General features: G+C 37.5%; 7 protein-coding genes. 5 read left to right on the top strand and 2 right to left on the bottom strand.

Translation table 11 applies throughout. The features are described 5' to 3' along the window. The first annotated feature begins 2 nt into the window (after positions 1–2). Positions 3–4,544 (top strand): translocation/assembly module TamB domain-containing protein, encoded by a 4,542-nt coding sequence (locus F938_RS03385; protein WP_005029414.1) that lies wholly within the window; start codon positions 3–5, stop codon positions 4,542–4,544. 182 nt (positions 4,545–4,726) lie between these two features. Here F938_RS03385 and F938_RS03380 read toward each other — a convergent pair whose 3' ends face one another. Beyond that, positions 4,727–5,296 carry a hypothetical protein gene (locus F938_RS03380; RefSeq protein ID WP_010591393.1) on the bottom strand — a complete coding sequence of 190 codons (570 nt, stop codon included), beginning with the start codon at positions 5,294–5,296 and terminating at the stop codon, positions 4,727–4,729. Between the two features lie 462 nt (positions 5,297–5,758). On the opposite strand from F938_RS03380, the gene F938_RS03375 reads away from it, so the two are divergent. Beyond that, entirely contained in the window at positions 5,759–7,615 is a 1,857-nt protein-coding gene (locus F938_RS03375) for a M48 family metalloprotease (RefSeq protein ID WP_005029410.1), read from the top strand. Positions 7,616–7,722: 107 nt separating this feature from the next. On the opposite strand, the gene F938_RS03370 is transcribed toward F938_RS03375, so the two are convergent. After that, entirely contained in the window at positions 7,723–9,351 is a 1,629-nt protein-coding gene (locus F938_RS03370; protein ID WP_005029408.1) for a long-chain-fatty-acid--CoA ligase, read from the bottom strand. Between the two features lie 681 nt (positions 9,352–10,032). Between F938_RS03370 and F938_RS03365 the strand changes: the two genes are divergently transcribed. From F938_RS03365 to F938_RS03355, 3 genes are all read left to right on the top strand, one after another. After that, the gene (locus F938_RS03365) at positions 10,033–10,245 is read left to right on the top strand and encodes a hypothetical protein (protein WP_004831094.1); all 213 of its coding nucleotides are present in this window, start codon (positions 10,033–10,035) and stop codon (positions 10,243–10,245) included. Positions 10,246–10,370: 125 nt separating this feature from the next. Beyond that, positions 10,371–11,087, top strand: coding sequence for a hypothetical protein (locus F938_RS03360; RefSeq protein WP_005029404.1), 717 nt, complete (start codon positions 10,371–10,373; stop codon positions 11,085–11,087). 48 nt (positions 11,088–11,135) lie between these two features. Then, complete coding sequence (locus F938_RS03355; protein WP_005029402.1) at positions 11,136–12,104, top strand: 2-hydroxyacid dehydrogenase; 969 nt, start codon at positions 11,136–11,138, stop codon at positions 12,102–12,104. The last annotated feature ends 22 nt before the right edge of the window (positions 12,105–12,126 follow it).

Here is a 12,126-nt window from a genome sequence, read left to right as displayed (position 1 = left end):
TTATGGCTGATGAAGAACATCAAGATGTTCAAAATGAACAGCAAAATGATCAACCCAAGCAAGAAATGACCCCGAAGAAGCGTAATTTATTACGTAATATTCTGATGTCTTTACTTTTGGTCATTATTTTATTAATTGCTGCTTTGGCTGTAATGTTCAGTACTGATAAAGGCAGTAAGTTTTTATTAGATCGCGTTGCTGCAAGTCAAAAAATCATTACTTATCAATATGAAAGTGGGAATTTGCTGCAAGGAATCATTCTTAAAAATGTCTTGGTTACCTTGACTGCTGTGGATGTTAAAATTGATCGTGCAGATATTTCTTTGGGATGGCGCGCAATTTTAGAAAAAGAAATTCATCTGAGTCATGCGGATGTCAATAATTTAAGAATTATCAGTAAAAGTCCGCCAAGTGATGAACCTTTTAAATTCAGTGAAATCAAATTGCCATTTGTTTTGCGTTTAGACAAAGCAGATGTGGATCATTTGCAATTTCAGACCAGTTCCTCAAAAGTAGATATCAATGATATTCATTTGGAAAATGCATTGTGGTCAGGTACTGCTCTGAAGTTTGAAAATTCAAAAATGGACATGGGCTATTTGTCGGTCAAAGATGCCACAGGAAACATGGATTTTAAGCAAGGAGATTACCCACTCAATGCCAAAGCTATTCTTCGTCTACCTTCGTTAAAAAGTTTAAATGTTGAAGATATTTACGTCCATGCCCGTGGTTCTTTAGCCACTATTAAAGCCGGTGTTGCAACTAAAACCCCAGATTTGTTGACGGGGTGGGCAGTCATTCATCCAATGCAACATGATGTACCTATGAATGGTGCTTTGATATTTAAAGATTATCATTGGCCATTGATGCTAGACCAAGAACTTTTATCAAAAAATGGTTTAGCTAAATTTCAAGGGGATGTAAAAGGTCTAAATCTCGAACTCAACACAGATATTAGTGGTAAAAATATTCCACAAGGTCAATACACGGCTTTGGCACATACTGATTTGGTTAATCAGCTCAATATCAATAACTTAAATGGTCAGCTCATGGGGGGGGCGGTCAACCTTACCGGCTTAGTCGGCTGGCATGATGTTGTACATTGGGATATACAAGGGCGTTTAGATCGACTCAATCCAAAAGATAAAGTGATACCTCAGGCGATTCAGGATTTTCTGCCAGTTTCATTGGATGCAAAAATTGCTTCAGTTGGTGAGTTAAAGCAAGGTATGCATTTAACAGCCAATTTGGACTTTGATAAATACGAATCGTGGAAAGTTAAACTTGATCAAGCAGAACAAAAGGGCAAAAAACCTGAACCGATGTTGCTGGGTGTAAATTGGAGTAACATCGATCGCGCTGTGCCTTATGTAGGTTGGTTGAGCAGTGAACAGGGACAAGTCAATGTCGCACTTGTAGAGGGGCAACAAAATATTCATGTTGCAACGGTAGTACGTCAGCATGAAAAAGGCAGTTTGCCAGCAGGTAAATATAATGCTCAGGTCGACCTAAAAGGCAATGATTTACATATTCCAGCCTTTGAATATATGGCAACAAAAGGCAGCTTGTCTGGAAATGCTGTGGTTGAATTACCGACTGAAAAACGTCAATTGAAGTGGAATGCATTGTTGAATGCAAAAGATTTTAATCCACAGAGTGTGGTTGCAACTGCACCAGTGGATCTGTTGAATGGACAAATCAAAGCCAATGGCTATGCGAAACCAAACCAACAGTTGATTAATTTAGATGCGATTAACTTAACGGGACGTATTGCTGATCAGGCTAAAGCTGAAACCATTCAATTGACGGGTAAAAGCACAGCTGCAATTATTTTCAATGATGCTAAAGCTGGAGGTGCATTTAAAGGTTTTGCTGTGAATTATGATGGTGCTTTAAATGCATCGCAAATGAAGCAAGGCAGTGGTTTACTCAAAATTCGTGTTGCAGGAACACCTGAGCTGATCAAAATTTCTGAACTTCAACATGATGGTGTTGCAGGAAAAATTTTAGCCAATGGTTTGGTGCATATCAGCAATGGTATTGGTTGGGACATCAATGCTTCTTTAGTTCGTTTTAAACCACAATATTTTGTCTCATCAGTTCGTGGAGAAGTTTCAGGCAATGTCAAAACACAAGGTAACTGGTCAGATCGTTTAAAGAAAATTAATATTCAACAATTGAATATTGCAGGGATGATTAACAATAAACCGTTGCGAGGGCGCGGTAATTTAGCAGTCGTGCTGAACTCTGACCTTAAAGGTTTGATGCCTCAACAGTTTGAAGCAAATAATCTCTTTTTGTCTTATGCAAGCAATCAGGTTCAAGCATCAGGTAATGCACAGAATTTAAGATTAAAATTGAATGCCCCTGCATTATATGAACTTTACCCAGGGTTGCGTGGTACAGCACATGGTTATTTAAACTTACAGGTACAGCCTCGTTTAAGTGCGACAGCCAATCTCGCGGTGGATGATTTTAGATTCAATGACAGTTTAAGCATCAAGAAATTGAGCTTAAAAGGTGAGTTACCGACTTCAGAAACTGTGCCTTCTAAAATGGTTGCGCAATTGGAAACTTTGCGTAGTGGTAATCGTGAGATTCAACACGCAGGTATTACACTTTCAGGAACACGTAAAGCTCATCTACTACAATTACAAGCTTGGAACTATTATTCAAAGTTCTATGTGCAATTTGCGGGTGGGTTTAATGCCCAAAATGATTGGCTGGGTCAAGTGCAAAAAGGCGAATTTGACTCTGTGCGTGCACATTTATTGCAACAACAACATGCACCTATTATTTTCAATTCAGCTAAATCAGAACTGTATGTCGGACAACATTGTTGGTTAAGTCAACAAAGCCAATTATGTTTTGACCAGCCAGTTCGTGCGAGTCAGAAGCATGGTAATGTTTCATTTGTCACTAAAAATTTAGACTTAAATGACTTTGCTGCATTTATGCCAGAAGGTTTAGCGCTTACAGGTAAGCTAAATGGTTATGCAAAAGCATCATGGGCGCAAGGGCAACAGCCTAAATTGGATGCCAAATTGGTGACACGCAATGGACAAATTGGTATTGCAGCAGAAGATCCAAATGATCCGTCAACATCCATGAATTATGATGAAGCAAGTATCATTGCGAAAAGTATCAAAGATGGTTTGTTATTGCGTACTGATTTGAAAGCGCCGAATGTGGGAACGGGATATGCGAGCGTTGTAATAAACCCGTATGTCGATGCTAAACCGATGCGTGGTGAGGTTGCTTTTAATGAAGTTCAACTGAAAATATTAAAACCATTTATTGCGGATGTGCGTAAATTAGATGGAACTTTGTCATTGGCAGGTAAGATCAATGGAACGCTGACAAAGCCGTTATTTGATGGCGAAATGCGTTTGAAAAATGGTGAAATCAGTATGATTTCACTGCCAGTAAACTTAAACAATATTCAGCTTTATACTTCAATTCGCCAAGATGTTGCCACAATCAATGGAGCTTTCAACAGTGGTCGTGGTGTAGGTAAAATTAGTGGAAGTGTCGACTGGAAAAATGATCCACATGTACAAATGCGTTTGACAGGTGATAAATTATTGATTCGCCAAGCACCTTTAATCACTGCAATTGTTGATACGGATATGGAGCTTGATGCATTACCATTAAGTAAGAAGTTAACAGTGAAAGGTAAGGTTGATGTCCCTCAGGCACTTATTTCAATGCCTGAATCAAGTGCGACAGTGGTCAATGTTTCACCAGATGTGCGTATTGTGAAAGAAGGGCAAAATCAGCTTGCTTTACTTAAGGCTGCACAGCCATGGTCGATTCGTGCAGATGTTTCAGTAAATTTGGGTAATAAGGTTATTTTCCAAGGTTTTAACAGCCGTATTCCTTTAGTCGGACGTTTATATCTTTCACAACGTGGTTTGGAAACAGCAATGCGTGCCAATGGTGCGATTGGCGTCAGTCAAAAAGTGACTGTGGAAGCTTATGGTCAACGTTTGGATCTAAACCGAGCGATTGCACGTTTTAACGGACCTTTGTCAAATCCGACATTAGATGTGGATACCAATAAGAGTATTTCGGGAAGTACAGTCGGATTACGTGTGACTGGAACAGCTTCGAGTCCAAATATTCAGGTTTATAACGATGCAGGATTATCAGACCAAGAAGCCATGAATGCGTTGATTACAGGTCGTATCAATGAAGGTTCAAGCGGATTAAGCAATGCTGAAGGATTTAAGTCTGATGTGAACAATACCATTGCCGCAGCAGGGATCAGTTTAGGCTTAGGCGGGACGCGCGCGTTTACCAATCAGATTGGGCGAACATTTGGTCTAAGTGGTTTATCTTTTGATGCGCAAGGGACAGGTGATGATACTCAAGTGAGTTTAACGGGCTATATTACACCTGACTTATATATTCGTTATGGTGTTGGTGTATTTACCCCAGTCAATAAATTGACTTTACGTTATCAAATGAATAAACGTTTGTACTTAGAAGCAAGTCAGTCTTTGGAAAAAGCCATCGACTTGTTCTACCACTGGCGTTTCTAATTTAATCTTAGCTGTTGTTTTAAAAGGACTCGGATTTTTTAGAAATTTAATCTGATAACTTTAAAAGCCCAAATATCCGATATTTGGGCTTTTTATTGGAATAAATTGATCAACTGTGTCAAAGCGATGATTATTTTATGTATTTTTACTATGGATTGAGGAGGATAAGCCGATGCTGGTTTTTATGGAGTAGGTTTGGCTGTCTCTCGTGCAATACCTTCTTTTCTTGTAGCCGCTGTTTTGTAGGCACAAGCCCTTAGTCGGTATAATGCAATTGTACATTGATTACTTAGACTAAACGGATAAGTGTGGAATTTGCTTGTATTTAGCTCATCGGCAAGTCGATTATAATGCAAAGCGATTTGATTTAGTTCACCAGTAGTAACTAATGTACCTTGTTTGTTGTTGCTGTATCTTTCCTCCCATGGGTGTGCAATTGCCAACGCAATAGATTGCTCAGTATTATTTCCTTTTTCATCAAAACATCGGATTGCGCTGCTCGCATGACGAAAATTTCTTATCGCGTCTTGTTCATCCTGACAGTCAACTTGCGAGGTCCATTGATTACTTCCATGCTGTATTTTTGAAAGTTGAACATTGGCTGCTTTTTCTGATTGTGCATTTGTATATTGAGTCATAACGAGTGTGGAGACGGCTATAAAGATACTTTTTCTGATTATCATTTTACCCACCTCTTTTTTTTGTCCTTTAATTATACAGCATTCTGATGAGTTGTTTGGCTTATCTGTCATTGCAGTTTTTATTCTCTATTTTAACAGTGGAAATGATAAAAAATAACATTAGCAGCTTTGTTGTGGATGGCTAAAAGTTTATGTTTAAAATGTGTAGGTGATATGAGTCCTGATGCAAGATTTCATATTTTTCCGATCATGTCTAGGTTTACATAAACTCCTTGATGTGAATTGGGTATATAGGATTCAAAATAATGATGATATTTCAAAATAACAAACTACAATCATGCCAATCTAACTTTTGTATAAATAGAGCCTATAGGGGAGATTAAAGTCTAGAGAAATGAAGTATCTCAATCGTGTTAAGATTTGAGTGTTGAATTTTTTTACTTATATTTGCCATTACAAGAGCAAGTAAGTATTAGAATTTAATGTCTGAGTTTTCGATTAAATCAATTGAAACAAAATTGGGTCATTGATATAAAAGAATCTAATCATGAAAAGAATATATGGACAATAACAATGTACAGCCAAGAAACGATTGCTCGGCTTGAGCAAGAATTACGAGAAAATCCCAAAGCGTATCACCGTAAAGTAAAAATACTGGCATGGCTGGGAAATTTATATATAGCATTTGGTGTCGTGGTTTTGGTGATTTTATTGATTTTAGCCTGTCTATCTATTTTGGTTTTAAAGGCTTTTGCCATTAAGATCATTATTCCAGTTGCGATATTTCTATATGTCATTGTGAAATCACTTTGGATTAGTGTAGAAAAACCTCAAGGGATTGCTATTCAAGAAAAAGATGCGCCTGAGTTATTTAAAATCATTAATAACTTAAGTCTAAAATTAAATTCACCTTCATTTCATCATGTACTCATTACAGATGATTTTAATGCTGCCGTCGTTCAAACACCTCGACTTGGGATTCTTGGATGGTATGAAAATTATTTGATTATTGGTTTACCATTAATGCAATCTTTATCGGTGCAGCAATTAACTTCAGTACTCGCACATGAGTTTGGGCATTTGTCTAAAAATCATGCTAAAACAGCGAATTGGATTTATCGCCAAAGGATTCGTTGGGCTCAGCTTTATCAACTTGTAGAGCAAAATGCCAGTCGAATAGATATTATTTTTAGACCCTTCTTTAAAAAGTTTGTGCCATATTTTGCTTCTTTTTCTTTCCCTGTTGCACGGGCAAATGAATATGAAGCTGATAAAATTTCCGTAGAATTGACATCTGCTGAAACTGTGGCACAGACCTTAACTACGGTAAATGTAGTAGGATGTTATTTAAGCGAGGAATTTTGGCCAACCATCTTTAAGCATGCCGAAAATATGCCCAAACCCACAATTTCTCCATATCTTGGATACGTTAATCAGTTGAGTGAATTTTCTGAACCACATAAAACCAAGAAATGGTTGGATCAGTCTTTAAAATTACAAACTAATTTGGAGGATACCCATCCATCATTAATGGATCGTTTAGAATCAATTGGGCAAACAGCACAGTTGGTATTTGCTGAAAAAGGGCATACAGCCGATTTACTTTTAGGTGACCAACTGTCAAAAATCACCACCACTTTTGATCATCAATGGCAAAATAACGTTTTGGATGTTTGGCAACAACACCATCAGCATATTCAACAACAAAAAGAATATTTAAAACAATTGAATGAAAAGTTAGAGCAAGGTGAAGCACTCTCTACGGATGAAAAATTTGCACAAGTAGAACTTACTGATACAGTTTTGCATCAACCAGATATTGCATTTGATTTGATGAAAAAACTATATGAGGAAGATCTAGAAAATGCTTTGGCAAATTATATCTATGGTCGTCTTTTGTTGGAGCGCAAAGATCAAAATGGTTGTGCTATTTTAGAAAGATCAGCTCAATTGAATGAGTTTTATCAAGTAACAGTTTATGAAATGCTTTACCAATTTTATCAAGAGCAAGGCATAGCTGCTGAAGCTGAAAAGTATCAACAACTTATGTTTGATCGTATCGCACTTGAACAGTTGGCAATGAGCGAACGACAAGAGGTGAGCTTCAGAGATCATTTCATGCCTCATGGATTGACCCAAGAAGCATTAGAAGATTTATTACAACAACTTAGAAAGTATACGGGTATTCAACAGGTTTGGCTGGTACAAAAGCAGGTGCAACATCTTAAACATATACCTTGCTATATTTTAGGTTTTAGTCTGAAGAAAGGCTTCGGCAAAGTGGATATTGAGGCAATCATACAAACCACAAAAGCATTACATGAAAATGTGATCTTTCCTGGTGAGACATTTCTACTATGTTTTGATATTGATGAAAATCAAAAGATAAAAAAGAACATTAAACAAGTACAATCTGCTCAAATCATTTAACTTTATTGATCTAAAAAGTTTTCAAAATTTCGATAAAAATAAACAGCCCATCTGATGATGGGCTGCTTTAAGTTGAGTTAATGCTTTAAATCAGCATGATGTTTCAGTTAATCTGTTAATAACACATCGCCATATTGTTCACGTAAATCACGTTTCAACATTTTACCCGTGCCAGTTAATGGAATAGATTCTACGAATACCACTTTGTCTGGGATTTGCCATTTGGCGATTTTATCTGAGTAATAATCAAGCAAATCTTGCTCTGAGATTTGTGCGCCTTGATGTTTGATCGCAATCACTACTGGACGCTCATCCCATTTTGGGTGATTGGCAGCAATTACCGCAGCCATCGCAATCTCAGGATGGTTCATGGCAATATTTTCAAGTTCAACCGAAGAAATCCATTCACCTCCAGATTTGATTAAGTCTTTGGCGCGGTCACTCAAGATGAGATAGCCATCCTCATTGATTGTCGCAATATCTCCTGTGTCGAACCAGCCATCTGCACTCAATGCGTTTTCGGATTTTCCATAATAAGATTCAATGATCCAATGTCCCTTCACTTGCAAGTTGCCCGTCGTATGCCCATCACGAGCAACTTCATGCGTACCATTTTCCTCATTGGTAATCCGTAAATCTACACCAAAAGGTGGGCGACCTTGAGACAAGCGGATTTTAAATTGCTCTTCAGCACTTAGATTTTGGTGTTTGGCTTTGAGCTGATTGCCAGTGCCAAGAGGGCTCATTTCTGTCATTCCCCAGGCATGAATTGTTTCACACTGATAATTATCTCTAAAAGCTTTCATCATGGCAGGAGGACATGCTGAACCGCCTACAACATTTCGTTTAAGGCTTTCTAGTGTGCTTCCTGATTGTTTTGCAGCAGCAAGTAAACCTTGCCAAATGGTAGGCACACCCAATGCAATGCTCACTTTATAATCATCTATCATCTGGACCAAACTTGCACCATCTAAACCAGGACCCGGCAAAATCAAGGTACAACCGACCATTGCTGCTGCATACGGTGTTCCCCAAGCATTGACATGGAACATCGGTACGACAGGTAACATAATGTCTTTGGCTGATAAATTCAAAGAATCAGGTAGCGAGATTGCATAAGTATGCAAAATCGTTGAACGATGGCTATACAACGCACCTTTAGGATTACCTGTCGTACCAGAGGTATAGCATAATGAACTTGCAGTATTTTCCTCCAAGTTTGGCCATTCATAATCTCCCGCATTTTCCGCGATGAGTACATCATAAAATTTAGCATCAGGAAGCGCATCTGCTACATCTTGATCAAAAGCACCAAGATAAACAAAGTGTTCAACATTTGGTGTGTGTGCTTTAACAGCTTTTATAAGGGGAAGAAAGGTTTTATCAAATAACACCACTTTATCTTGGGCATCATTGATAATAAATATCAGTTGTTCAGGAAAAAGTCGAGGATTAATGGTATGGCAGACTAATCCGCTGCCTGAAATTGCGTACCATGATTCTAGATGGCGATGATTGTTCCATGCAATTGTCGCCACTCGATCTCCTGAATGAAGCCCAAGATTTTTAAGTGCATTGGCAAATCGTTTTGCGTTTTCAGTGACATGGGTCCAATCTGTTTTTGTGATTGTGCCATCGGTATTTTTAGAAATTATTGCGGTATCACCATGATAACGTGCAGCATGTTCGATCAAGCTGCTGATTAACAATGGTTGTTGCATCATACGTCCTTGCATGAAAAATTCCTTTATAGTCTTGTTGATCGGCTTAAATTTTGATTTTCTCAAAAGCTTTCTAAATTAAAAGTAAAGACAAATAGAAGAAGCTATGATTTCATCCTATATAAAAGTCAGATTAAATCAAGCTTAAAAATCATCTTTTTTTAAACTATTTTTTATTTTTTAAAGCAATATAAAACAATGATTTAGATAAATTATCATGATTTGAAAATTTAAACAGAAAAATAATGGTCTTCGACTAAAGGCGAATAAAAAATTATTACGCATAGACTTTTAAATATGATAAACATATCACATGTCTTTCTAAGATAGTGATGTTTCAGGATGAAACTTTAAATGATGTGAGATTTCTAAAAGGAGTTTGATGATGTTGCAAAAAATCAGAAAATTATTGTGTATCCACAGTTTTGAATATGAAATTGGTCATAATATTGTGGTTAAAGAGTGTCGTAAATGCGGTGCTCATCATTAGTTTTCTTTAAACTTTAGCAAAATATCACCATATGATGATTTTATGGAATCAGTATGGTGATATTAAAAAATAAGTGTAACGATAGTACCAACAATTCATACATTTTTTTGTCACGTGCAAAGATGCGCTGTCTCTGATTTCCTCCATTGATTATATTTATGTTATATGCGTTACAATAGGATCAACTCCCTACTTTCAATTTGATTATGTCTAAAGATTTCTTGGCTGAAAGCTATATTGTTGATGAGCATCTTGCAGATACCTTATATTGGCTTTGTCAGCATCAAGATTGTTATGATGCTTTTCAATTTGATGTTGTTACTCAGGAGCTAAAAGTTCATCACGCCAATGGCACTGACATCATCCGTCAAGGGATGTACCTGACAGCAAAATACGGCATTCTCGTCACTTCACTGTAGTGGATGGGTGTGATTGAGTGTTTTAGCTGGACGTGTAGTGTTTCTGTTCTTGAAGTCTAATTTATCCGCTATTTTGTGTCGATTGTTGCGACAAAAAAAACAAACATCGCTAGAATATAGCCTGTATGGAAAATATTGAATCTGTAATGAATGTGATTGTATCGGAACATCAACGTAGCATTTTGGCTACGATGGGAGTAGACCTGTGGATTAATAAGGTCGATGTACAAACACGCCATTATCAAAGTGCTTTATATCGAGATATTGAACAATCACATCCTGTAATACATCAATCGTTTGAGCCTAAAAATTTATCTACGCAAATCGATGCTGAGCGCACTCAAAAGACATCGAATATAACAGCTGAAAAGACTCAAGTTTCCGAAGTCACATTACTTGAACGTAATCCAGAAACACAGCTGACTGAAGAAGTTTCAACATCAAAACATATTCAGCAACATACCCATTTTGGGACAGAATCCGCACTAGAGTTGTCTGCATTTGAAATTCAAGCCTATGCGATTGAACATTGCCTATTATTGGTTGAAACAACTGACTTGAATGCTGAACAATTGACTTTATGGAGCAATATTCAACGTGCAGTCAACGGACATACTCATGAATTGAAATGGCCGTTTCCCTTGCCACAGTATCAAGATGGTCGAGGAGCTAACCTTTATATTCAAGGTTTTATTGATGCATTGAGCGTAGAACGTAAGGTAATTAGTCTTGGGCAAATCACTCATCTTGTGCAACAGGATATTTTGGAGTTGCCGAGTTTAGATGAAATGCTGAAAGAACCACTGCTAAAGCGTAGATTATGGCAAATGATGCAAAAATAAATATCGAAAACTTATTGAATGATTGTGTTGGAAGGGAGTTTGATCTAAATGAAACAAAAAGTTGTTGTTTTTAGCCAAATCGATTCAGAAATTCTGTCACGTTTAAATCATCAATTTAAGGTGGTGGTTTTAGATCCGAAACAAGGTGATATTAATCAACAGATTCGTACTGAAGTGGTTGATGCTGATGCAATGATTGGTGCAGGTCGTCTACTGAACGAAACAAATTTAGCAACGGCACAGCAGTTAAAAATTATATCTTCTGTCAGTGTCGGTTATGATAATTATGATCTTGCCTACTTAAATCAAAAGAAAATATGGCTGGCAAATACCCCTCATGTACTGACAGAAACAACCGCAGATTTAGCTTTCACATTATTAATGAGCGCAGCACGAAAGGTCCCAAGTTTAGACCAGTGGACCAAGCAAGGTGAATGGAAACGTACCATCAGTCCAGCTCAATTTGGTAAAGACATTTTTGGTAAGACTCTAGGGATCATTGGCTTAGGTCATATTGGTGCCGCCATTGCCCGTCGAGGTTTTTACGGTTTTAATATGAATATTTTATATCATAACCGCCGTGAGAAAATAGAAGTCGCTCAGCAGTTCAATGCACAGTACAAAAGTCTTGAAGATTTACTTGAGCAATCTGATTTTGTAGTGACTGCAGTGGATTTAAATCAGCAATCTCAAGCGCTAATCGGTGCAGCTGAACTAAAACTTATGCAGAAGCATGCGATATTTATCAATATTTCTCGTGGCTCTGTGGTTGATGAACAAGCACTGATCGACGCTTTGACCAATCAACAGATTTTTGCTGCAGGATTGGATGTTTATCAAAAAGAACCTTTGGCTGAATCACCACTATTTCAGCTTGAAAATGTGGTGACATTACCACATATTGGTTCAGCAACTGCAGAAACCCGTAAAAAAATGGCGGAATTGGCTTATCAAAATTTGATTGATGCGTTAGCAGGTCATATGCCAAGATATTTGGTGAATCAAGACTTTAATTAAGATGTAAAGTAAAGTTAAAACA

The sequence above is a fragment of the Acinetobacter bereziniae LMG 1003 = CIP 70.12 genome (assembly GCF_000368925.1).
Lineage (GTDB): Bacteria > Pseudomonadota > Gammaproteobacteria > Pseudomonadales > Moraxellaceae > Acinetobacter > Acinetobacter bereziniae.
Note: the sequence above shows the minus strand (reverse complement) of the source record. Positions and strands in the feature narration are given on the sequence as shown.